This is a genomic window from Pseudomonas sp. MG-9 (assembly GCF_018729515.1).
In the GTDB taxonomy this organism is placed as follows: domain Bacteria; phylum Pseudomonadota; class Gammaproteobacteria; order Pseudomonadales; family Pseudomonadaceae; genus Aquipseudomonas; species Aquipseudomonas serboccidentalis.
The window spans coordinates 451,761-476,020 of the sequence record NZ_JAHHZH010000001.1 but is presented as its reverse complement, the minus strand read 5'-3'; the positions used below and the strand labels follow the sequence as shown (position 1 = coordinate 476,020).

Genomic DNA, 24,260 nt, shown 5'->3' with positions numbered 1-24,260 from the left:
ACCAACCAATTTTTTGCCCCGCGTATCATTCGGTCGCGGGGCTTTTTTGTGCCCCCCCCTGTAGGAGCTGCCGCAGGCTGCGATCTTTTGATCTTGTTTTTAGAAGCAACATCAAAAGATCGCAGCCTGCTGCAGCTCCTGTAGATCAATTCGCAAGCCCGGGTTTGACTGATGGCCTTGTCTGACCGAAGCTTGCCCCTCTGCTAAAGAACACCCGTTCACGGAAATCGCATGCCTCAGTCCCGCCGCTACCTGCTCATCAGCCTTGGCCTCGTGCTGCTCATCGTCGTTGCCTGGCTATCCCTGCGCACCACCGCGCCGGTCGTACCCGAAGCGATCAAGCGCGGCTACAGCGAAGCCCTCACCGCGGCCCGCTCCGGTCAGCCGGGGGCGGCGCGGCAGTTGTATCAACAACTGGGCCGTCCGGACCTGTCGGTCAAGCGCAGTGTCTGGCTGCTGGCCGAGTTGCCTAATTACCCAAGCCCACAAGCCCTGAAACTGGCCGATGCCCATCTGCAGAACGAAGCCCCCGAGGTGCGGCTGGCGGCGATTCAAAGCATCGTGGGCCTGGTGCCCGGCGGCCAGCGCAGCCTGTTGCTCGGGCCGATGCTCGACGATGAAGACCAAAGCGTGCGCTTCGCCGCGATCAACGCCCTGCTGGGCCTGACACCGGATGAACTCGGTCTGTATTTCGCCCCGCTGCAGCAAGCGATCGATGGCTGGGAACAGGTGCTCAAAGGCCAACCGGAAAGCGCCGCGACCTACGCCCAGCTCGCCCGCCTGTATCTGCACAACGCCGAACTGCAACAGGCCCAGCAAGCGCTCGACAACACCCTGCGTCTGGAACCGGGAAACCTGCCGGCGCTGGTGATGCAGATCGATGTCCTCGACCGTCAGGGCCAGAGCGACGCCGCCCGCCAATTGCTCGCCAGACAATTGCAAAGCCAGCCCAATTCCGCCTATCTGCAGCACGCGCTGGGCCTGTGGCTGCTGCACCACGGCCAGCGTGAGTTCGCCCTGCTCGGCTTGTCCAAAGCCGTCGAACTGGAGCCTGACAACAAGGACTACCGTTACGACCTGGCGACCACTCTGCACGCCGCTGAAGAACTGGATGCCGCGCAAAAGCAATTGCAGGAAGTGGTGCAACGCCATCCCGCCGACCGCAAGGCCCGGGTGCTGCTGATCAATTACTGGAAGGAAAGCGGCCAGTTGCAGAACGTGCAGATCCTGCTGGCGCAACTGGAACAGATGAACCCTGACGACCCGGCCTTGCAGCAAGGGCTTTGAGCCGCTGCCAGTGTGATCAATGACACGTTGATATCGAAACCTCGGAACCGTCATGACCCGCAGCGGTCAAGTAATCAGGTAGTGCACAACGGCTTGTACAGCCTGCTGCCTCGATTCCCCTAGTCATGAGAGGGCATTCTTTGTCTACGTCCAACGAGTTGATCAGTGCAAAAGCCGCCACCGGCATCGCCGGCCTGGATGACATCCTGGCCGGCGGTCTGTCCCGAGGTCATGTGTTTTTGCTCGAGGGTGAACCCGGCACAGGCAAAACCACCGTCGCGTTGCATTTTTTGTTGGCTGGCGCCCGCGCCGGCGAACGCTGTCTGTACATCACGCTGTCGGAAACCGAGCGTGAACTGCGTCAGGGCGCGGCCTCCCACGGCTGGGAACTGAACGAAAACATCGAAACCTTCGAGCTGACACCGCCGGAAAGTCTGCTCAACGCCGAGCATCAACAAAGCCTGCTGTACTCCTCCGACCTTGAGCTGGGCGAAGCCACCAAGCAGATTTTCGAAGTGGTCGAACGCTTCAAGCCGACCCGCGTGGTGCTCGACAGCCTGTCGGAGATTCGCCTGCTGGCGCAAAGCTCTCTGCGTTACCGTCGACAGATTCTGGCCATCAAACACTATTTCGTACGTTACGACGCCACGGTCCTGCTGCTCGACGACCTGACCACCGAGTCCCTCGACAAGACCGTGCACAGCGTCGCCCACGGGGTAATCCGCCTCGAAGAGCTGACGCCCAACTATGGCGCCGAGCGCCGACGCATCCGGGTGATCAAGTACCGCGGCCAGAAATACCGTGGTGGCTTCCATGACTTCACCATCATGGGCGACGGTGTGCATGTGTTCCCGCGTCTGGTGGCCGCCGAACATCGCAGTGACTACCCGCGCCTGCAACTGAGCAGCGGCATCCCGGAAATGGATGCACTGCTGGGCGGCGGTGTCGAAACCGGCTCCAGCACGCTGATACTCGGCCCGGCGGGGACCGGCAAATCGCTGATCTCGATGATCTTCGCCGCCGCTGCCGTGGCACGCGGCGAAAAAGCCGCCCTGTTTATCTTCGATGAAGAATTGGGCCTGCTGTTCGAACGCATGAAAAACATCGGCATCGACCTCAAGGCCCTGCAAGCCACCGGCAACCTGCTGATCGAGCAAGTGGACGCCGCCGAACTGTCCCCGGGCGAGTTCTCTCACCGGGTGCGTCGCTGCGTCGACGAAGGCAGCATCAAGACCGTGGTGATCGACAGCATCAACGGTTATCAGGCGGCGATGCCTGAAGAGAATGCGCTGGTGCTGCACATGCACGAGTTGCTGCTGTATCTGAACCGCAAAGGCGCGGCAACTTTCATGACCGTCGCCCAGCACGGTCTGGTGGGCGACATGCAGGCGCCGGTCGACATCACTTACCTGGCCGACACGGTGATTCTGTTGCGTTACTTCGAAGCTCTGGGCAAGGTTCGCCGGGCGATCTCGATCATCAAGAAGCGCACCGGCAGCCACGAATCGACGATCCGCGAATACCGCATTTCGACTCAGGGCATGACCATCGGTGAACCGCTGGAAGCCTTCCAGGGTGTGCTGCGTGGCGTACCGACCTACCTCGGCGCGAGCAACCCTCTGCTGCGGGAAGAAGGCTTGTGACGGTCGCCGTACCGCTGTCGGAACGGGCGCTGATCCTGGCGCCCATGGGTCGTGACAGCCAGGTTGCACTGATGATCCTCAATGAGGCGGGTTTTGGTGGCGTGATCGCCACTGATCTGGGGGCGTTGTGCGCCGAACTGGAGCCCGGCGCCGGCCTGCTGCTGATTGCCACCGAAGCCCTGCGCGGCCCGGAGCTGGAAACGCTGTTGCTGTACCTGGAACAACAGCCGACCTGGTCGGATCTGCCGATCGTCCTGCTGACCCACCACGGTGGCCCGGAACAAGGCCCCTCCTCGCGCCTGAGCAAATTGCTGGGCAATGTCACCTTTCTTGAGCGACCGTTTCATCCGGCGACCCTGGTCAGCCTGGTCTCCACGGCCCTGCGCGGGCGCCGACGACAGTACGACGCTCGCGACCGCCTGATCGATCTGAGTGAAAGCGAGCAGCGCCTGCAATCGACTCTGGAAACCCTTGAGCAACAGGTCGAGGAGCGTACTGCGCAACTTCGGCACAACGAAGAAGCGCTGCGCCAGTCGCAGAAAATGGAAGCGGTCGGCCAGCTCACCGGCGGCATCGCCCACGACTTCAACAACATGCTGACCGGCATTATCGGCAGTCTGGAATTGCTGCGCCGCCGGCTGGCTCGCGGCCGCACCGATGACCTCGACAGTCTGATCGATCTGGGCGTGACCTCGGCCAACCGCGCTGCCGGCCTGACCCACCGTTTGCTGGCCTTCTCGCGGCGGCAGTCACTGGACTCCAAAGCGGTGCAGATGAACACCCTGGTGCTGTCGATGGGCGAGTTGCTGCAACGCAGCCTCAACGAAAGCATCCAGCTGGACATGCGCCTTGACGACAAATTGTGGGTGGCCGAAGCCGACCCCAATCAACTGGAAAGCGCCCTGCTCAACCTGGCGCTCAACGCGCGCGATGCCATGCCCGATGGCGGCAAATTGGTGGTCGCGACCAGCAATCAGGTGCTTGCCCGCGAATTCACCGAGTCCTACACCAATCTCGAACCCGGCGATTACGTGATGCTCAGCGTCATCGATAACGGCAGCGGCATGCCGCAGAGCGTGATCAACCGCGCGTTCGATCCGTTTTTCACCACCAAACCGATCGGCCAGGGCACCGGGCTCGGTTTGTCGATGATTTATGGCTTCAGCAAACAGTCCCGTGGTCACGTCTCGATCGACAGCGAAATCGATCAGGGCACCACGGTCAAACTGTACCTGCCGCGTTTTCGTGGCGAGGAACTCGACCATCCGGTTTCCAGTATCGAGCAAGCCCCGGATGCGCTGGATGGCGAAACGGTGCTGATCGTCGAAGACGACCCCGCCGTGCGCGTGTTGGTCAGCGCTGTGCTCAGTGAATTGGGCTATGCGTTCGTCGAGGCCAGCGATGCCGACGGCGCGGTACCGATCCTCAACTCGGCGCAGCGCATCGACCTGCTGATCAGTGACGTCGGCCTGCCGGGCATGAACGGTCGGCAACTGGCGGAAATCGGTCGGCAGTACCGCCCGGGGTTGAAGGTGTTGTTCATCACCGGATATGCCGAGCACGCCGCCGTGCGCGGCGGCTTCCTCGACTCCGGCATGCAGATGATCACCAAGCCGTTCACCTTTGATCTGCTGACCGCCAAGGTGCGGGAAATGATCAAAAACTGACCCCCCAAAACACCTGTAGGAGCTGCCGCAAGCTGCGATCTTTTGATCTTGTTTTGAAGATCAAAAGATCGCAGCTTGCGGCAGCTCCTACAGGGGCATTTCAGTGTTTTTAGATCAGGCCAGCAATTCCTGAATCTTTTCCTGCAACACATCCAGATCGAACGGTTTTTCCAGGATCGGCGCCTTGCGCGTGATCGGGCTGCCGGTCTCGCGGATTTCCTGCGGATAGCCGCTGATGAAAATCACCTTAAGGTCCGGGCGCAGCTTGACTGCCGGCTCAGCAATCTGCACGCCGGAGATGCCGCCCGGCAGACGAAAATCAGTGATCAACATGTCCAGATGCGGCTTGCTCGCGAGAATCTCGAACGCCTGCTCGCCGTTTTCGGCCTGCAACACACGGTACCCCTGCCCCGACAGGTAATCTGTCAGCACCATCAAGATAACCGGTTCGTCCTCGACGACGAGTACTACATCTTGTGCATCTACGCTCATGGGAAGCCTTTGTTCGGTCAATAGCTGCTGATACGACCGTGCGGTCAATCAGAGGTTGCGTCGGATATGCCGTTTTCCTGGATTGGCAGACAAACGCGAAACAGGGCGCCTTCGTTGATTTGACTCTCGACGACGATGGAGCCGCCATGGGCGGCGACGATCTGCTCGGAAATGAACAGACCCAGTCCGAGACCAGCCACTACCGTCTTGGCGGAGACCCGTTCGAACTGCTGAAAAATACGTTTCTGGTTCTCTTCACTGATACCGATGCCGCGATCCTGAACCTCGACCCGCGCCTCGTCGCCCTCACGGTAAACACGCACTTGAATCGGGCTGCGCCCCCCATAACGCAAGGCGTTGGTCAGCAGATTGGACACCACCTGCTCGATACGGAACTCGTCCCAATGACCTTCCACCGGCTCTGGCGCGCTGAAGGTGACTTCGGTCTCGGCCGCTTCCATTTGCGGCGCAAAACTCTGCAGCAGGTTGCCCACCAGTTGCGTCAGGTCGAAGCGATTCGGCCGGATCGACAGCTTGCCGGTGCGAATCCGCGAAACGTCGAGCATGTCTTCGATCAGGCGGATCAGACTTTTGATCTGGCGCTCGTCGCGATCGACCATCGCGTGCATCTTGTCGAGGGTAAACGCGGCGGCGTTGTCCCGCGCCAGGTGCATCTTGCGCAACTGGGTTTCGAGTATCAGGCCATTGAGCGGTGTGCGCACTTCGTGGGCGACGATTGACATGAAGTCATCGCGCATGCGCACCGCCTGCTCCAGTTCCAGCTGCGTGCTCTGCAGTTGTTGCAGCAACGCCTCCTGTTCGCGGCGGGCCTGCTCCAGGGCTTCGACCTGTTGCTTCATGGCCTTGCTCTGGCGGTACAGGTCGACGAACACGTTGACCTTGCTCTTCACCGCGTGGATGTCCAGCGGCTTGTGCAGGAAGTCCACCGCCCCGCTCTCGTAACCCTTGAACGCGTAGTTCAGTTCACGGCCGGCGGCGCTGACGAAAATGATCGGGATGTTCTTGGTTTTCTCGGTGCCGCGCATCAGCTCGGCGAGTTCGAAGCCGTTCATGCCCGGCATCTGCACGTCGAGGATGGCCATGGCGAACTCGTGTTGCAGCAGCAGCGACAGGGCTTCGTCCGCCGACAGCGCCTTATAGACCGTGCGGTCCTCGCGCTTGATCAGCGCTTCGAGGGCCAGCAGGTTCTCCGGCAGATCGTCGACGATCAGCAATTTGGCCTGGATATTACTCAGCATGCGATTCGTTCCAGCTCGACAAGCAGACGGCCGATGCCGTGAATGGGTAGGACATGGTCGGGCTGCTGAATCTTCAACGCAGCCTGAGGCATGGTGGCGACCTGTGCATCTTGTGGGTCCTGAACGATGGTCAGCCCGCCGCGCTGCTTGACTTGCGCCAGGCCGCGAGCGCCATCGTGGTTGGCGCCGGTCAGCAGCACAGCGGCCAGCGACTCGCCATAGACGTCGGCGGCCGATTCGAACAGGTAATCGATGGCCGGTCGGGAGTGGTGTACGCGGTCTTCAAGACTCAGCGACAGACTGCGATCCTGCTCCACCGACAAGTGATATCCGGGGGTCGCGAAATAAACCGTGCCGGGCACGATGTCCTGCTTGTCCGTCGCCTCTTCCACCGGCAGCATCAGGCGCCGGGAGAACACCTCGGCCAACTGACTGCGGCGCTCCTCCGGCAGGTGCAACACGACGATGATCGGCAGCACGTAACCCGGGCGCAGCGGCGCCAGCAATGTCAGCAGAGCCTCGACCCCGCCGGCCGAAGCACCGACCACGATGGCCTCGACACGAGGCAAATCCACAGCATCGTTCATAATTTGCGGTAGATCCGTTCTTGTTTGACCAACGGTTCGAACTGGTTCGCGTAGCCGGAAAAATCCAGCGTCTCTTTGCTGCCCAGCACCAGAAAGCCACGATGACACAACGATTCGTGAAACAGGCCGAACGCGCGGTCCTGAAGTTTCTTGTTGAAGTAAATCAGCACGTTGCGGCAGGAAATCAACTGGGTTTCGGAGAACACGCTGTCCGTCGCCAGACTGTGGTCGGCAAAGGTCACGTTCTCACACAGGCTCTTGTCGAAAATCGCGTAGCCGTAGGCGGCCGTGTAGTAATCGGCGAACGAGCGCTGGCCACCGGCCTGCTGATAATTGGCGGTGTAGGCCCGCACGTTTTCCATCGAGAAAATCCCCTGCTTGGCCTTGTCCAGCGAGCGCGGGTTGATGTCGGTGGCGTAGATGATCGTGCGGTCGAGCAGGCCTTCTTCGCGCAGCAGGATCGCCATCGAATAAACCTCCTCACCCGTGCTGCACCCGGCGATCCAGATCTTCAACGACGGATAGGTGCGCAGCAGCGGCACCACTTCCTTGCGGATCGCCAGAAAGTGCGACGGATCGCGAAACATCTCGCTGACCGGGATCGTCAGCAACTGCAGCAACTGCATGAACGCGGTCGGATCGTGCAGCACTTTCTCCTGCAACGCTGAAATGGTCGCGCATTCGAACTGGCTCAAGGCGTGTTGCACCCGGCGCTTGATCGATGCGCCCGAGTAATCCCGAAAATCGTAGCTGTACTTGAGGTAGATAGCCTCGATCAGCAACCGCAATTCGATTTCGCTGTTGCGCTCGGCAGAGTGACGGCTTTCCACTAAATGCGTTCCATCTTCGGTAACCACACGCGAATCAACGAGAACAGGCGATCCAGATCAATGGGCTTGGCCAGGTAATCGTTGGCGCCCGCCTGCAGGCAGCGCTCCTGATCGTCCTTCATGGCCTTGGCCGTCACCGCAATGATCGGCAGCTTGCGCCAGCGCGGATCCTTGCGGATTTCAATGGTGGCTTCAAAGCCATCCATCTCCGGCATCATTACGTCCATCAGCACCAGATCGATGTCCTCGACTTCATTCAACCTATCAATCGCCTCACGACCATTGCGACCGATCACCACCACGGCGCCCTTGTGCTCCAGCGCGCTGGTCAGGGCGAAGATGTTGCGCACATCGTCGTCCACCAGCAGCACCTTGCGGCCTTCAAAGACCTTGTCGCGGCTGCGAGCGGTCTTGAGCATCTTCTGCCGTTCATGGGACAACTGCGATTCGACTTTGTGCAGAAAGAGTGTCACCTCGTCCAGCAGCCGCTCCGGCGAGCGCGCGCCCTTGATGATGATCGAGCGCGAATACTTGCGCAGCTCGGCTTCTTCATCGCGGGTCAGGTTGCGCCCGGTGTAGACGATGACCGGCGGGAACGAGCAGATATCCTCGGTAGACATGCGCTTGAGCAGATCGTTGCCCAGCATGTCCGGCAACTTCAGGTCGATCACCATGCAGTCGTAAATCGTCGTGCGCAGCTTCTCCAGCGCTTCCTGCGCGAGGCCGACGGCGGTGATTTCGATGTCCTCGTCACCGATCAGGCGGGCAATGCTTTCACGTTGCAGATCGTCATCTTCGACTAGCAGCACGCGCTTGACCTTCTGGGTCAGCTTGGCTTCCAGACGGGCGAATACATCCTTCAGTTCTTCGCGAGTGGTCGGTTTGACCGCATAGCCGATGGCGCCCATGTGCATGGCCGCTTCGACACGATCCTCGACGGAAATCACGTGGACCGGAATGTGCCGGGTTTCGGCGTGTTCTTTCAGGCGCTGCAGCACGGTCAGCCCGGAATGATCCGGCAGGCGCATGTCGAGCAGAATCGCGTCCGGGACGAACTCGCGGGCCAGGTCGTAACCTTCGTCCGCGCCGTGGGCGACCAGGCACTGATAGCCCAACTCATGGGCCAGGTCATAGAGGATGTGGGCGAAATTCGGTTCGTCTTCCACCACCAGAATGCAGCGGGTGGCGAACGGCGCCTTGCCACGGTCGTCGGCGAAACGCGGGATGTGCACCGGGGCCATTGGCGACACGGCGATCGAGGGCGGCGCAACCGGTGCCGGGGCGCTGACCGGCGGCGGAGTAAAGGTCAACGGTACAGACGGCGCCTCACCCGAATCATGGTATTGCTGCGGCAACACCAGAGTGAAGACGCTACCCTGCCCCGGCGTGCTGCTGACGCTGATCGAGCCACCGAGCAAGGCGGCCAGATCGCGGGAAATCGACAAGCCCAGGCCGGTGCCGCCGTATTTGCGGTTGGTGGTGCCGTCGGCCTGGCGGAACGCTTCGAAGATGCTTTCCAGTTGATCGGCCGCGATACCGATGCCGGAGTCACGCACGTCAAAGGCAATGCGCTCGTCCGGCTGCCCACTGATGGTCAGGCTGACAGCGCCGTGTTCGGTGAACTTGATGGCGTTGGACAGCAGGTTCTTGATCACCTGCTCCAGACGCTGGCGGTCGGTGAACAGCATGGCCGGGGCGCCCGGTTGCAAGTCGACGCTGAACGTCAGTCGCTTGTCCGCCGCCAGTGGCTCGAACACGCTGCGCAGGCCGTCCGCCAGGCGCGCGACGCTGGTGTTTTCCGGAATCACTTCCAGCTTGCCGGCCTCGACTTTGGAAATGTCGAGAATGTCATTGATCAGGTTCAGCAAGTCATTGCCGGCGGAATAGATCGACTCGGCAAATTTTACCTGTTCGGCCGTCAGGTTGTCCTGAGGATTTTCCGCCAGCAACTTGGCGAGGATCAGCGAACTGTTCAACGGCGTGCGCAGTTCATGGGACATGTTGGCGAGGAATTCGGACTTGTACTTGCTCGAACGCTGCAGCTCTTCGGCGCGTTCTTCGAGTTGTATCTGGGCCTGATTGAGTTCGGTGTTCTTCAGGTCCATGGCGTCGCGCTGCTCGGCCAGTTGCTCGTTGGTCTGTTCCAGTTCGACCTGCTGGGTTTCCAGGTGCGCCTGGGATTCCTTGAGAATGCGCGACTGTTCTTCCAGCTCTTCGTTGGCGGTCTTGAGTTCTTCCTGCTGCACCTGCAACTCTTCGTTGAGCTGCTGGGTTTCGGCCAGCACTTCCTGCAGGCGCTGGCGATAGCGCGCCGCTTCGATCGAGGTGCCGATATTGCCGGCAATCAGTTCGAGCAACTCGACATCGCGCCGGGTCAGCGGGCGCAGGAAGCCCAGCTCGATCACACCGTTGACCCGGTCGTCATCACTGGTCGGGACCACCAGCACGCTGTGTGGCAGGCCTTCGCCCAGGCCGGAACTGACCTTGAAATAGTCCGACGGCACCGAATCCAGACGAATCAGGCGCCCTTCCTGAGCCACTTGGCCGACAATGCCTTCACCGCTGTAGATCGACTGCCCCTGCTCTTCCTGTTCGCGGGAGAACCCGTAGGACGCCACCCGTTTCAGGCCACCGTGCTCTTCGCGCACATACAGCGCCGCTACCGCCGAGCCCAGATACTGCGCACAGAACTGCAGGATGTTGCGCCCCAGCAGATTGAGCGTCAGTTGCCCCAGCACCTGCTCCGCCAGCTCGGTCTGACCGCTGCGCATCCACGCCTGACGCTCCAGGCGTTCGGCACTGGCTTGTTGCGCAGCGAGGGTTGCGCTGTAGCTATCCGACAGGCTGACCAGATCACGCCGACCGACATACGCCAGCAAACCGCTGATGCCGGCAATAAACAGCAAATACAGGGAAATGCTCCAGATCGTGGTGCGGCGCACGTCTTCGTTGCGTGATGCACGCAACTGCTGCTCCATGTCGATCACGTCTTCGAATTGCTTGCGAATCTCATCGGTCAGGCGCTTGCCGCGCCCGGCCTTGACGGCGGCCTTGTAGTCACCACTGGAGCGCTGCAGATCGATCATCGATTGCGCATAGTTGCTCCACTCGGTCTGCAACGCCTGCAAACGCCGCAGACGGTCGGTCTGCACCGGGTTGTCAGCGGTCAGCTCAAGCAAGGTGGTGAGCGCGACGTTGATCCGCGGCTTGGCGGTCTCGTACGGGTCAAGGAAATGCTCGTCGCCGCTGAGCAGGAAACCGCGCATGCCGGTTTCCAGGTCCACGGTGAGTTTCACCGCTTCGTTGGCGTTGTTGATCACGCGGTCAGTGTGCTCCACCCACTGGATCACCGACAGCAAATAGCTGATCAGCGAGACAAAGAACACCGCGCTGATCGCACCGACGCCCAACGGCAAGCCGATGTTGCGGGTCAGGAGCTTGCGGAAGCGGCGTTCATCAACCGAGGACGGAGAGGACATGGGGCAGCCTTGTCGAACTGTTGAAACCCGGGAGTTTGCCCCAAAACCGCGACATGGATCCATTTTTCTCACAGTCTTGGCGGCAATTTCTTACATTTGCTGCGCTTGTCGATCGACCAACAGTTATCCTTGCGGCCCCGATTGCAGCTAATCTTTTTGCAGCGATCGGGGAACTTGTGGCCATGCGCCACTTACTCATGCAAGAGCCCGGCACTTTCGACCGGCCGAGACCCCGCATTCCTTTCTTGAGAGCCTTCAATATGTCCACCCTAGCGCCCATCATCCTGGTAGTTGAAGACGACGACATCGTGCGCACGCTCATCGTCGATGTGCTGGAGGAGCTGGAGTTCACTGTGCGGGAGGCTGACGGCAGCGAGCAGGCGCTAGACTTTCTCGCAGACTCGAACCAGTCGATCAATTTGATGATGACTGATGTCGGCCTGCCAGGCATGGACGGCCGTGAGCTGGCCGAGAAAGCACGTAAACTGCGCCCGGCACTGCCCATCCTGTTTGCCAGCGGTTATGCCGAAAGCATCGTCGTGCCGGCTGACATGCACGTGATCGGCAAGCCGTTTTCGATTGATCAGTTGCGCGACAAGGTCAAGGCCATACTCGGCCAGTAACACGCCTTGATCCGGCAGCGCCTGCAGATGTGGTCTAATTGCGCCCCATTTTCAGCCGCCTGTCTTCAAGGAATACCCGTCAATGACTGCACCCCTGGCAACCAAAGTTCTGGTCATCGGCTACGTCTGGCCCGAACCCCGTTCTTCGGCGGCCAGCGGGCACGTCATGCAAATCCTCGAGACCTTTCTCGAACAAGGCTGGGACATTACCTTCAGCAGCCCGGCCGGCCCGGGCGAGCACAAGGCTGACCTGGGCGCGCTGGGCATTCGCGAAGTAGCGATCGAACTGAACAACAGCAGCTTCGATGATTTCGTCAGCGAACTGGCCCCGGATATTGTCTTGTTCGACCAGTTCATGATGGAAGAACAGTTCGGCTGGCGCGTCGAGAAACAGTGCCCGAACGCCCTGCGGGTCCTGGAAACCTCCGATCTGCAAAGCCTGCGACATGCCCGGCACCTGCGGCTCAAGGAACGTCTGAAGGACGCCCCGGACGACCAGGATTTCACGCCGCTGTTTGCGCCGGCGTTGCACGAAGAATTCGAATTGATGGCTGACAGTGACATGGCCAAACGGGAAATCGCCGCGCTGTATCGTTGCGATCTGAACCTGATAATTTCCGAAGTCGAAATCCAATTACTGGTGGAGCAGTTCGGCCTGCCGCGCAACCTGTTGCATGAATGCCCGCTGATGATCGACCTGCCGCAAGGCGAGCATCGGACCTTCGAAGAACGCGCGCACTTCCTGAGCATCGGCAATTTCCGTCACGCGCCCAACTGGGACGCCGTGCTCTGGATGAAAACCACGATCTGGCCATTGATCCGCGCACGCCTGCCCCACGCGCAGCTGCACATTTATGGCGCCTACACGCCGCCCAAGGCCACCGCCCTGCACAATCCGGCGCAGGGGTTTCATGTGATGAACTGGGCCGAAGACGCCCTGCAAGTCATGTCGGACGCGCGCGTGTGTCTGGCACCGTTGCGTTTCGGCGCCGGCATCAAAGGCAAAATCGTCGATGCGATGCTGTGCGGTACGCCGTCGGTCACCACGCCGATCGGCGCCGAAGCGATGCACGGTGACCTGCCCTGGCCCGGCGCCGTGGCCTGCAGCGCGCAGGCACTGGCTGATCAGGCGGTGCAGTTGTATCAGGACGAAACGCTGTGGAATCAGGCTCGATTGGCCGGTCAGACATTATTGGCCGAGCGTTACCGCAAGTCCGTTCATGGACCGGCATTGATTGACAGGTTGCAACAGTGCATGAAGAACTTGAAGCCACTCAGAAAAGCCAACTTCACTGGCAGCATGTTGCGCCACCATCACCATAAGAGCACGCAATACATGTCGCAATGGATCGAGGCAAAGAACCGCAATAACACAGATACTCAAGCGTCATAAAAACCAACATATATCCGGCATCAATCCGCGCCTTGCCTATTCAACTTCCCATCCATTAAAAATAAATAACTTACCGCCCTATCAGCGGCGAGTTATTTATTATTCAATCAAGGAAGGCGGATATGCAAAATTCGACACTGGACAGCAACTTACTCAACAACTCGCTAAATAACTGGATGAGCACTACACCCGGGATTGATAATCTCTCACTGCACAGGCTGACATTGCCCGGCACTCATAATGCCGGCTGCGACTGGAACGCCTCTTACGCGCTGATACCCGGTGCGCACTGGGTGGCCTGTCAGCACACGTCATTTTATGAGCAACTGAATAACGGTGCGCGGGCGCTGGATATCAGACTGGTGTTCAACAGCGACGGCGAAGGCCTTGGCAAGCTGCAAATTCAGCACAATGGTTTTCTGTCGTCGCGCACCTTGGGCAACCTGGTAACCGATGTAGAACGCTTTCTTAATGACAACCCCGATGAGTTCATTGTGCTGGACTTTCATGAGTTGAAAGGTGGGGATCAACCTTTTGACTTCGCCTGGTTCAACAAGATGATCTTACATTTCCTGCGCGACAGACTCATTCCGGCAAGAAACCGTTATTCAAGCCTCGGACAATTAAAGGAAATCAGCCCTTCGCAGCGCGTAGTGGTTCATGCCGACTGGCATCACGACCTGGACTTTGAATGGTTCAACGACCAGATCGAGCATGCCTGGATCGGTACACAAACGCCCAGCGCCAGTGACCTGCAAAAGTACATCGCAGAAGTGATGGCGTCCCCACCTTCGCCCTATCGTCCCTGGTCGCTGTCGGCCACCAGTTTCGCGCTGCTGGGCGGTCCGGTGGACATTCATTTCGCTTTGGATAACTGGTTCGATCCGGCTAAAAGCGACTGGCTGCTCAAGTGCAATATCGTCAATGTCGACTTCATTGAGGAATCGCGCCTTGTCTCGTTTTGCCGCATCGCAAACATGATCAAGTCCGGCCACCTCTGACTTGCGCTACCGGGTGCCATACATTGGCTATTCTTTAGCAGATGTTGCCACCGCTGGACAGACTTCCCGCTATTCGTATGCTGTGATTCATGTTCACCCACAATTGGCGAACAATCGGATGCCGCCGCAAACGGCATCTGTCACATCAACAGCCTCGCCCCCAAGGATGGGGGGAGCATGGACAGGAAGTCGCGATGAGCAGCACAGCAGTATTCGACACGCACAAATGGATGAGCCATGTACTGGATATCGAACAGCTCAAGTTGACCGATATCGTCTGGCCCGGCAGCCATAACAGCGGCATGGACAAGAAGGCGCCCAACCACAAACTGGTGCCGGGCAACTGGACCACCTGCCAGAACGGTTCATTTGCCTGGCAACTGGAAAAGGGTGCCCGGGCATTCGATTTGCGCCTGGGGTATACCGACAGCCCGGGGCGACCGAATTTTTATTTTCATCACAACGGTTACCAGTCCCATCGATTTCTCGACGAACTGGTCGAGGCACTGACGGCATTCCTTGATCAAAACCCCGACGAATTCGTTCTACTGGATTTCCACCAATTGGGCGACGGCGACAAACCGTTTGCTCACCAGCGACTGAACGACTTCATGCTGCGACGTCTCGGGTCGCAACTGATTCCGTTCTCCGACGCGATGTGCACGGTGGGTGAGCTCAAGCGTGCCAGCGCCAGGCGCCGGATCGTGCTGGCCGCGCCTCACTCGCCGGGTCTGGATGACCAGTATTTCTGGCCGCAGATCCCGCACAAATGGACCCGCCAGGTGTTCACCGACACGGCTATGCTGGAACGGCACATCGAAACCACACTGAAAGACGCCCCCTACGAAACCTTCATCTGGTCGCTGCCAGTCACCTGCTATTCGTTGCTGGGTGGCCCGTCGGACATCAAGCACAAGATCAATGACTGGTTCCATACCACCCGGGACTGGGTAACCCGTTGCAGCATCATCAGCACCGACTTCTTCGATGAGTCGGATATCGTTCGTTATTGCTGGGTCGCCAACAGCATGAAGGCCGTCTATGGGCGGGCGCTGCACGAATCCGGCTGAACCGGGGCTGGCACAGCGGGCGCAGAAAGGGGCATGATCGACCGGCGATAACAAGAAAAGTGCCCTGACATGACCCGAACAGCCCGTGTGACCGACCCTTCCTACGAGTTGATGGATGACCATAACGGGTTGTCCATCATCTACCGCCAGCACGGCTTCCCCTGCCCGCTGGTGCGTTGGCATTTTCACAAGGAATACGAACTGCACCTGATCGTCGCCAGCTCCGGCAAGGTGTTCATCGGCGACTACATCGGCAACTTCTATCCGCAAACGCTGTTTCTCACCGGCCCCAATCTGCCGCACAACTGGATCAGCCAGGTGGCCGAAGACGAGGTGGTGGAAAAGCGCGACATGCTGGTGAACTTCACCGACGAGTTGTTCGACAGCGGGCATCAGGTGTTCGCCGAACTCAAGACCCTTGCGCCACTGCTGGAGCGCGCGCAGTACGGCATCGAGTTTCGAGACAAAGACATGATCCGTCAGGCCATGACGCTGATGCAGCGCATTGCCGACACGCGCGGCATCACCCGTCTCGGGCACTTTTTCATCCTGATGGAACTGCTGGCGGCGACTGACGATTATCAATTGCTGTCCGGCGCCACCAACACGCAACTGGCCGACGAGCACAACATCGACCGCACCAACCGCGCCGTCGACTTCATCTTCACCCACTACGCCCGGGAACTGACGCTGGAAGAAGTCGCCGAGCATCTGGGGATGAAGCCGACCTATTTCAGCCGCGTGTTCAAACAGGCCACCGGGCGCAACTTCATCGAGTTCGTCAATCGCCTGCGCATCAGCAAATCCTGCGAACTGCTGGCCGATGGCGACAAACCGGTAACCGAAGTGTGTTTCGAGTCGGGGTTCAACAACATCTCCAATTTCAATCGGCGCTTCCAGCAGCTCAAGGGCATGACGCCGTCGCACTATCGACGCCTCGCCGTACAACGCCTGACCGAACAAAACCTGGGCTGACACCAGCCCCCTGTAGGAGTGAGCCTGCTCGCGAAAGCGGTGTATCAGTCAACTAATCTGCAAACTGACACACCGCTTTCGCGAGCAGGCTCACTCCTACAGTCTTGTATGAAACCTGTACTGATTCGATATCCCCTCCCCGCTGAAAAGCCCTTCCCTGCGTTGGCCCCTACAATCCCCAGTGCAAAAAAGTATTGATTTGAGTGCGACGGATGATTTGTCAGGCTGGCAATTGAGGGCTGTAATCAGCGCACATTCTTCCTGCATTCGGAAGACACAAAAACAATAACTGTCCTTCTGCTTCCCAACAGATGCAGAAAAGGAGTGCACGATGCAACCCACTGCAAAAGCTCTGCTTGCCCTCACCTGCATGACCCTCAGCAGCGTCAGCCTTGGCGCCCAGACCCTGACCATCGCCACCGTCAACAACAGCGACATGATTCGCATGCAAAAGCTCTCGAAAACTTTCGAGACCGAGCATCCGGACATCAAGCTCAATTGGGTGGTGCTGGAAGAAAACGTCCTGCGCCAGCGCCTGACCACCGACATCGCCACCCAGGGTGGCCAGTTCGACGTGTTGACCATCGGCATGTACGAAGCGGCACTCTGGGGTGCCAAGGGCTGGCTGGAGCCGATGAAGGATCTGCCGGCCAATTACGCCCTCGACGATGTATTCCCGTCGGTGCGCGAAGGCCTCTCGGTCAAGGGCTCGCTGTACGCCCTGCCGTTCTACGCCGAAAGCTCGATCACCTACTACCGCACCGACCTGTTCAAGGACGCCGGGCTGACCATGCCTGAGCGCCCGACCTGGGAACAGATCGCCGGGTTCGCCGAGAAACTCACCAACAAGGACAAAGAGCAGTACGGCATCTGCCTGCGTGGCAAGGCCGGTTGGGGCGAGAACATGGCGCTGATCACCACCGTCGCCAACGCCTATGGCGCGCGCTGGTTCGATGAGAAATGGCAGCCGCAATTCAACGGCCCCGAGTGGAAGAACGCACTGAATTTCTACGTCGACACCATGAAGAAATCCGGCCCGCCGGGCGCCTCCAGCAACGGTTTCAACGAGAACCTGGCGCTGTTCAACAGCGGCAAGTGCGCGATCTGGGTCGACGCCAGCGTCGCCGGCTCGTTCGTCACCGACAAGTCCCAGAGCAAGGTCGCCGATCACGTCGGTTTCACCTACGCGCCACATCAGGTCACCGATAAAGGTTCGGCGTGGCTGTACTCGTGGGCCTTGGCGATTCCGACCAGCTCCAAGGCCAAGGACGCGGCAAAAGCCTTCAGCGCCTGGGCCACGTCCAAGGAATACGGGGAGCTGGTGGCCAAAACCGATGGCATCGCCAACGTGCCCCCAGGCACTCGCGCCTCGACCTACAGCGACGCCTACATGGCGGCCGCGCCGTTCGCCAAGGTCACGCTGGAATCGCTCAAGGCAGCTGACCCGAGCAAACCGACGCTGAAACCGGTGCCCTACATCGGCATTCAGTTGGTGACCATTCCTGAGTTCCAGGGCGTGGGCACCCAGGTCGGCAAACTGTTCTCGGCGGCACTGATCGGCCAGACCACGGTGGACCAAGCCCTGGCCGCCGCGCAACAAACCACCGAACGCGAGATGAAGCGCGCCGGTTATCCCAAGTAACCGCCACAGCTCGCTCCTGCCTTTTGTAGGAGTGAGCCTGCTCGCGATGGCAGCTTCCCATTCAACACAATGGGTGACTGAAACACCGCTATCGCGAGCAGGCTCACTCCTACATTAGATCTCCATAGGTCTGTATGACTCGGTTGTGATCACCATGAATACTTCAACTGCCAAAGCCCACATCGACCTGACCCAGCCCCAGCGCAAAAGCCGTGTGGCCAATCCCGGCTGGTTTCTGGTCAGCCCTTCGGTAGCCCTGTTGCTGCTGTGGATGATCGTGCCGTTGGGCATGACCATTTACTTCTCGATGATTCGCTACAACCTGCTCGATCCGGGTGTGAACGAATTCGTCGGGCTGGAGAACTTCACCTACTTCCTCACCGACTCAGGCTTCCTGCCCGGCGCCACCAACACCCTGTTGCTGGTCGGCAGCGTACTGCTGATCAGCGTGGTGTTCGGCGTGCTGATCAGTGCGTTGCTCGAGGCCAGCGAGTTTCTTGGCCGCGGCATCGTGCGGGTGATGCTGATCTCGCCGTTCTTCATCATGCCCACGGTGGGGGCGCTGATCTGGAAGAACCTGATTTTCCACCCGGTCTCGGGAATCCTCGCCTATGTCTGGCGGCTGTTCGGCGCCGAACCGGTGGACTGGCTGGCGCACTACCCGCTGCTGTCGATCATCATCATTGTCTCGTGGCAATGGCTGCCCTTCGCGATCCTGATCCTGATGACCGCCATGCAGTCCCTCGATCAGGAGCAAAAGGAAGCGGCGCGCCTGGATGGCGCCGGCCCCGTCGCGATTTTCTGGCACCTGACCCTGCCGCACCTGGCGCGACCGATTGCCGTGGTGGTGATGATCGAAACGATCTTCCTGCTGTCGGTGTTCGCCGAGATTTTCACCACCACCAACGGCGGCCCCGGCTACGCCTCGACCAACCTCGCCTACCTGATCTACAACCAGGCGCTGGTGCAGTTCGACGTCGGCATGGCGTCGGCGGGCGGCTTGATTGCCGTGGTCATTGCCAACATCGCCGCGATCATTCTGGTGCGGATGATCGGCAAAAACCTGACTGACAAAGCCTGAGGCCTGCCATGACTCTTCAACAATCCCGCCGGCTGCAAAGCCTGCTGCTCGGCACCCTGGCCTGGGCCATCGCGATCGTGATTTTCTTCCCGATCTTCTGGATGGTGATGACCAGCTTCAAGACCGAAATCGACGCGTTCGCCACGCCGCCGCAGTTCATCTTCACGCCGACGCTGGAAAACTATCTGCACATCAACGAGCGCAGCGATTACTTCAGCTTCGCCTGGAACTCGGTAGTGATCTCATTCAGCGCTACGGCCCTGTGCCTGCTGATCGCGGTGCCGGCGGCGTACTCGATGGCGTTCTACGAAACCCAGCGCACCAAGGGTACGCTGCTGTGGATGCTCTCGACCAAGATGCTGCCGCCGGTGGGCGTGCTGATGCCGATCTACCTGCTGGCCAAGAGTTTCGGCCTGCTCGACACGCGCATCGCGCTGATCGTGATCTACACCCTGATCAACCTGCCGATCGTGGTCTGGATGATTTACACCTACTTCAAGGACATTCCCAAAGACATCCTCGAAGCCGCCCGCCTCGACGGCGCCACCCTGTGGCAGGAAATGGTCCGCGTACTGCTGCCGATCGCCAAGGGCGGCCTCGCCTCGACCGTGCTGCTGTCGTTGATTCTGTGCTGGAACGAGGCCTTCTGGTCGCTGAACCTGACTTCGTCGAAAGCCGCGCCACTGACGGCGTTGATCGCCTCGTACTCAAGCCCCGAAGGTTTGTTCTGGGCCAAGTTGTCGGCGGTCTCGACCCTGGCCTGTGCGCCGATTCTGATTTTCGGCTGGATCAGCCAGAAACAACTGGTGCGCGGCCTGTCGTTCGGCGCCGTGAAATGAACATCCCGAACCCAACCCCGTCCCCTGTAGGAGTGAGCCTGCTCGCGATAGCGGAATGTCTTTCAACAATGATGTCGACTGACACGGCCCCATCGCGAGCAGGCTCACTCCTACAGAAAAGCCGATCCGGTTCAACTGAATAATAAATTGCGGAGGCCCATCATCATGGCCAACCTGAAAATCAAGAATCTGCAAAAAGGCTTCGAAGGTTTTTCCATCATCAAGGGCATCGACCTTGAGGTGAACGACAAGGAGTTCGTGGTCTTCGTCGGCCCGTCCGGCTGCGGCAAATCCACCCTGCTGCGGCTGATTGCCGGGCTGGAAGAAGTCAGCGGCGGCACCATCGAACTCGATGGCCGCGACATCACCGAAGTCAGCCCGGCCAAGCGCGATCTGGCGATGGTGTTCCAGACCTACGCGCTGTACCCGCACATGACCGTGAAGAAAAACATGTCGTTCGCCCTCGATCTGGCGGGCGTACCGAAAACCGAAGTCGAGAAGAAAGTCGGCGAAGCGGCACGGATTCTCGAACTCGGGCCGATGCTGGAGCGCAAGCCAAAACAACTGTCCGGCGGGCAGCGCCAACGTGTCGCCATCGGCCGCGCGATTGTGCGCAATCCGAAAATTTTCCTGTTCGACGAACCGCTGTCCAACCTCGACGCTGCCCTGCGGGTGCAGATGCGTCTGGAACTGCTGCGTCTGCACAAGGACCTGCAGGCAACCATGATCTACGTGACCCACGACCAGGTCGAAGCGATGACCATGGCCGACAAGGTTGTGGTGCTCAATGGCGGCAAGATCGAGCAGGTCGGCTCGCCGCTGGACCTCTATCACAACCCGGCCAATCTGTTCGTCGCCGGCTTCCTCGGCACGCCGAAAATGGGTTTCCTCAAGGGCAAGATCGCCCGGGTCGACGGCCAGAGTTGCGAAGTATCGCTGGACACCGGCACCCGCATCACCCTGCCGTTCAACGCCGCCAACCTGAGCGTCGGCAGCGTAGTGACCCTGGGCATTCGCCCGGAGCATCTGGAACTGGCGCAACCGGGCGACTGCGCCCTGCAGGTCACCGCCGACGTCAGCGAACGCCTGGGCAGCGACACCTTCTGCCACGTCACCACCAACGCTGGCGAAGCCCTGACCATGCGCGTGCGCGGTGACCTCGCGAGCCGCTACGGCGAACAGCTTAACCTGCACCTGAATGCCAGCCATTGCCACCTGTTCGACGCCGACGGCGTGGCGCTGACCCGCCCGCTGCGCGCGGCGGCCTGAATTTCGAGACTTGCCCGATGAAACTGAACAAACACAACCTGCACCGCCTCGCCCCCGAAGTGCAACTGCCGGCTTATAGCCTCGGCGATACCCGCCAGGGCATCGCGCACATCGGCGTCGGTGGCTTCCACCGCGCGCATCAGGCGTATTACACCGATGCGCTGATGAACACCGGCCAGGCGCTGGACTGGGCGATTTGCGGAGTTGGCCTGCGCGCGGAAGACCGCCGCGCCCGCGACGATCTCAAGGAGCAGGATTACCTGTTCACCCTGTTCGAACTCGGCGACAGCGACGACACCGAAGTCCGCGTGATCGGCGCCATCCGCGACATGCTCCTGGCCGAAGACGGCGCGCAGGCATTGATCGACAAACTCGCCGATCCGCAGATCCGCATCGTCTCACTGACCATCACCGAGGGCGGTTACTGCATCGACGACAGCAACGGCGAATTCATGGCGCACCTGCCGCAGATCCAGCACGATCTGGAGCACCCCGGCGCACCGACAACCGTGTTCGGTTTCCTCTGCGCCGCATTGGAGAAACGCCGTGGCGCAGGCACGCCGGCGTTCACCATCATGTCCTGCGATAACCTGCCGCACAACGGCGCGGTAACCCGCAAGGCGCTGCTCGCCTTCGCCACCCTGCGCAACGCGGGGCTGCGCGACTGGATCGAACGGAACGTCAGTTTCCCCAACGCCATGGTCGACCGCATCACGCCGATGACCAGCACCGCCCACCGCCTGCAACTGGCCGACAAACACGCAGTGGACGACGCCTGGCCGGTGGTCTGCGAGCCCTTCGTGCAGTGGGTGCTGGAAGATAAATTCGTCAACGGTCGTCCGGCCTGGGAACAGGTCGGCGTGCAGTTCACCGACGACGTTTCGCCGTACGAGGAAATGAAGATCAAGCTACTCAACGGCAGTCATCTGGCGCTGACCTACCTGGGCTTTCTGAAGGGCTATCGTTTCGTCCACGAGACCATGAACGACCCGCTGTTCGTGCGTTACATGCGCGCCTACATGGACCTCGACGTCACCCCGCAACTTTCGCCAGTGCCGGGCATCGATCTGACCGACTACAAAGACACGCTGGTGGCACGATTCTCCAACCAGGCGATTGCCGATCAACTGGAACGGGTGTGTTCGGACGGCTCGTCGAAGTTTCCCAAGTTCACCATTTCGACGATCAATCGCTTGATTGCCGACGGGCGTGAAACCAAACGCGCGGCGCTGGTGGTGGCGGCCTGGGCGCTGTACTTGAAGGGTGTGGACGAGAATGGCGATACCTATTCGATTCCCGATCCACGCGCGGCGTTCTGTCAGGGACTGGTGGCCGATGATGCGTTGATCACCCAGCGGTTGCTGGCGGTGGAAGAGATCTTCGGCACGGCGATTCCGCGTTCAGCGGCGTTTGTTGCGGCGTTCGAATGGTGCTGCAACAGCTTGCGGGAGGTGGGTGTAACACGCACTTTGGAGCGGATTTTGGCTTGAGTAATACGGTGATTTTACTGACGCCTTCGCGAGCGGGCTCGCTCCCACAGGGGAACGCATTTCAAAATGTGGGAGCGAGCCTGCTCGCGAATGGCGGCCTCATCTTGGCAAACCTGACACCCTGAGGACATTCCTGTGACAACCCGACAACTCTTCCTCGGCATCGACTGCGGCACCCAAGGCACCAAGGCGATCATCCTCGATGCCGCCAGCGGTCAGGTGCTCGGCCAGGGGGCCGCCCCGCACACGATGATCAGCGGCGCCAACGGCCGGCGCGAGCAGGACACCCGACAGTGGCTGGACGCCTTCGCCCTCGCCACTCGGCGTGCCTTGCTCGACGCCCATGTCGACGGTCAGGCGATCCTCGGCATCGGCGTCTCCGGCCAGCAACACGGTCTGGTTTTGCTCGACGAGCAGGGTCAGGTGCTGCGCCCGGCCAAGCTGTGGTGCGACACCGAGACCGCTGACGAAAACGACCGTTTGCTCAAACACCTGGGCGGCGAAAAAGGTTCGCTGGAGCGCCTCGGGGTGGTCATCGCGCCGGGCTACACCGTGTCGAAACTGCTGTGGACCAAAGAACAGCATCCGGCGTTGTTCTCGCGCATCGCGCGCATCCTGCTGCCCCACGACTACCTGAACTTCTGGCTCACTGGCCGTGCCTGCAGCGAGTATGGCGACGCCTCCGGCACCGGCTATTTTAACGTGCGCAGCCGTCAGTGGGATTTGCAGCTGCTGCGCGACATCGACACCACGGGTCGACTGCAAGCGGCGTTGCCCGAGCTGATCGACGCACATCAGGCGGTCGGCACGCTCCTGCCGGCGATCGCCGAACAGTTGGGCCTCAACCCGGCTGCGCGGGTCTCCAGCGGCGGTGGCGACAACATGATGGGCGCCATCGGCACTGGCAATATTCAGCCTGGCGCGATCACCATGAGCCTCGGCTCCTCCGGCACGGTGTACGCCTACGCCGACGCGCCGAAGGTCAGTCCGGATGCCTCGGTCGCGACGTTCTGTTCGTCCAGCGGTGGCTGGCTGCCGCTGATCTGCACCATGAACTTGACCAACGCCACTGGCGCGATCCGCGAACTGTTCGACCTCGACCTCGAACAGTTCAACGCCCTCGTCGCCCAGTCGCCCATCGGCGCCGAGGGTGTGAGCATGCTGCCGTTTCTCAATGGCGAGCGCGTCCCCGCCCTGCCCCATGCCACCGGCAGCCTGCACGGCCTGACCCTGAGCAACCTGACCCAGGCCAATCTGTGTCGCGCCGTGGTCGAAGGCACCACGTTCGGTTTGCGTTATGGACTGGATCTGTTGCGCCACAATGGTTTACAAAGCCGCAGCATTTGCCTGATCGGCGGCGGCTCGAAAAGTGCGGTATGGCGGCAGATCGTCGCCGACATCATGAACACCCCGGTGATCTGCACCGAGCAAAGCGAAGCCGCAGCCCTTGGCGCAGCGATTCAGGCAGCGTGGTGCACGTCATGGTCGAACGGCCACGAAAACACCCTGGCCGACCTCTGTCAGCGCTGCGTGAAGCTCGACCTGAGCAGTGAAACCCTGCCGGTGGCCGCCAATGTCGCGGCGTTCGAGCAGGTCTATGAACGCTATCAACAGCATGTCGCAACCCTATAAA

The 24,260-nt window shown here is 60.1% G+C and carries 19 protein-coding genes; 14 read left to right on the top strand and 5 right to left on the bottom strand.

The genetic code is table 11. The features are described from left to right. Nucleotides 1-231 precede the first annotated feature (231 nt). The 3 genes from KKQ10_RS02270 to KKQ10_RS02260 all read left to right on the top strand — a co-directional run bounded on the left by KKQ10_RS02270 (nucleotide 232) and on the right by KKQ10_RS02260 (nucleotide 4,597). Complete coding sequence (locus tag KKQ10_RS02270; RefSeq protein ID WP_215500040.1) at nucleotides 232-1,287, top strand: tetratricopeptide repeat protein; 1,056 nt, start codon at nucleotides 232-234, stop codon at nucleotides 1,285-1,287. A 140-nt stretch (nucleotides 1,288-1,427) separates the two neighbouring features. Beyond that, nucleotides 1,428-2,930: an ATPase domain-containing protein gene (locus KKQ10_RS02265; protein ID WP_215500039.1), complete on the top strand. Its 1,503-nt coding sequence runs from the start codon at nucleotides 1,428-1,430 to the stop codon at nucleotides 2,928-2,930. Then, nucleotides 2,927-4,597, top strand: coding sequence for a response regulator (locus tag KKQ10_RS02260; RefSeq protein WP_215500038.1), 1,671 nt, complete (start codon nucleotides 2,927-2,929; stop codon nucleotides 4,595-4,597). The genes KKQ10_RS02265 and KKQ10_RS02260 overlap by 4 nt, the downstream gene beginning before the upstream one ends. Before the next feature lie 114 nt (nucleotides 4,598-4,711). On the opposite strand, the gene KKQ10_RS02255 is transcribed toward KKQ10_RS02260, so the two are convergent. The 5 genes from KKQ10_RS02255 to KKQ10_RS02235 are packed head-to-tail and all read right to left on the bottom strand — an operon-like array spanning nucleotide 4,712 to nucleotide 11,244. Continuing rightward, complete coding sequence (locus tag KKQ10_RS02255; protein WP_003225116.1) at nucleotides 4,712-5,089, bottom strand: response regulator; 378 nt, start codon at nucleotides 5,087-5,089, stop codon at nucleotides 4,712-4,714. A 44-nt stretch (nucleotides 5,090-5,133) separates the two neighbouring features. Then, nucleotides 5,134-6,348: a hybrid sensor histidine kinase/response regulator gene (locus tag KKQ10_RS02250; protein WP_215500037.1), complete on the bottom strand. Its 1,215-nt coding sequence runs from the start codon at nucleotides 6,346-6,348 to the stop codon at nucleotides 5,134-5,136. Continuing rightward, nucleotides 6,342-6,935, bottom strand: a complete 594-nt coding sequence (locus KKQ10_RS02245; protein WP_127647594.1) for a chemotaxis protein CheB — start codon at nucleotides 6,933-6,935, stop codon at nucleotides 6,342-6,344. The genes KKQ10_RS02250 and KKQ10_RS02245 overlap by 7 nt, the downstream gene beginning before the upstream one ends. Then, a complete protein-coding gene (locus tag KKQ10_RS02240) occupies nucleotides 6,932-7,765 on the bottom strand; it encodes a CheR family methyltransferase (protein WP_127647596.1) in 834 nt (277 codons plus the stop codon). The genes KKQ10_RS02245 and KKQ10_RS02240 overlap by 4 nt, the downstream gene beginning before the upstream one ends. Then, complete coding sequence (locus KKQ10_RS02235; RefSeq protein ID WP_215500036.1) at nucleotides 7,765-11,244, bottom strand: response regulator; 3,480 nt, start codon at nucleotides 11,242-11,244, stop codon at nucleotides 7,765-7,767. Before KKQ10_RS02235 ends, KKQ10_RS02240 begins: the two co-directional genes overlap by 1 nt. Before the next feature lie 260 nt (nucleotides 11,245-11,504). Here KKQ10_RS02235 and KKQ10_RS02230 point away from each other — a divergent pair, with 260 nt between their 5' ends. The 11 genes from KKQ10_RS02230 to xylB all read left to right on the top strand — a co-directional run bounded on the left by KKQ10_RS02230 (nucleotide 11,505) and on the right by xylB (nucleotide 24,259). Then, the gene (locus KKQ10_RS02230) at nucleotides 11,505-11,867 is read left to right on the top strand and encodes a response regulator (RefSeq protein ID WP_215500035.1); all 363 of its coding nucleotides are present in this window, start codon (nucleotides 11,505-11,507) and stop codon (nucleotides 11,865-11,867) included. A gap of 82 nt (nucleotides 11,868-11,949) precedes the next feature. Next, nucleotides 11,950-13,260 carry a glycosyltransferase gene (locus KKQ10_RS02225; protein ID WP_215500034.1) on the top strand — a complete coding sequence of 437 codons (1,311 nt, stop codon included), beginning with the start codon at nucleotides 11,950-11,952 and terminating at the stop codon, nucleotides 13,258-13,260. Between the two features lie 122 nt (nucleotides 13,261-13,382). Then, complete coding sequence (locus KKQ10_RS02220) at nucleotides 13,383-14,261, top strand: phosphatidylinositol-specific phospholipase C domain-containing protein (RefSeq protein WP_252191444.1); 879 nt, start codon at nucleotides 13,383-13,385, stop codon at nucleotides 14,259-14,261. 194 nt (nucleotides 14,262-14,455) lie between these two features. Further along, complete coding sequence (locus KKQ10_RS02215; protein WP_215500033.1) at nucleotides 14,456-15,331, top strand: phosphatidylinositol-specific phospholipase C domain-containing protein; 876 nt, start codon at nucleotides 14,456-14,458, stop codon at nucleotides 15,329-15,331. A gap of 69 nt (nucleotides 15,332-15,400) precedes the next feature. Further along, entirely contained in the window at nucleotides 15,401-16,306 is a 906-nt protein-coding gene (locus tag KKQ10_RS02210) for an AraC family transcriptional regulator (protein ID WP_215500032.1), read from the top strand. 331 nt (nucleotides 16,307-16,637) lie between these two features. Further along, nucleotides 16,638-17,948 carry an ABC transporter substrate-binding protein gene (locus KKQ10_RS02205; protein WP_215500031.1) on the top strand — a complete coding sequence of 437 codons (1,311 nt, stop codon included), beginning with the start codon at nucleotides 16,638-16,640 and terminating at the stop codon, nucleotides 17,946-17,948. 154 nt (nucleotides 17,949-18,102) lie between these two features. Beyond that, entirely contained in the window at nucleotides 18,103-19,029 is a 927-nt protein-coding gene (locus tag KKQ10_RS02200) for a carbohydrate ABC transporter permease (protein WP_215500030.1), read from the top strand. An 8-nt stretch (nucleotides 19,030-19,037) separates the two neighbouring features. Next, nucleotides 19,038-19,868, top strand: coding sequence for a carbohydrate ABC transporter permease (locus KKQ10_RS02195; RefSeq protein ID WP_003225143.1), 831 nt, complete (start codon nucleotides 19,038-19,040; stop codon nucleotides 19,866-19,868). A 165-nt stretch (nucleotides 19,869-20,033) separates the two neighbouring features. Beyond that, nucleotides 20,034-21,137, top strand: a complete 1,104-nt coding sequence (locus KKQ10_RS02190) for an ABC transporter ATP-binding protein (RefSeq protein WP_215500029.1) — start codon at nucleotides 20,034-20,036, stop codon at nucleotides 21,135-21,137. A 17-nt stretch (nucleotides 21,138-21,154) separates the two neighbouring features. Next, on the top strand, nucleotides 21,155-22,627 hold the full coding sequence (locus KKQ10_RS02185) for a mannitol dehydrogenase family protein (RefSeq protein WP_215500028.1): 1,473 nt from the start codon (nucleotides 21,155-21,157) through the stop codon (nucleotides 22,625-22,627). 135 nt (nucleotides 22,628-22,762) lie between these two features. Beyond that, the gene (gene xylB / locus KKQ10_RS02180) at nucleotides 22,763-24,259 is read left to right on the top strand and encodes a xylulokinase (RefSeq protein ID WP_127647616.1); all 1,497 of its coding nucleotides are present in this window, start codon (nucleotides 22,763-22,765) and stop codon (nucleotides 24,257-24,259) included. Nucleotide 24,260 lies beyond the last annotated feature (1 nt).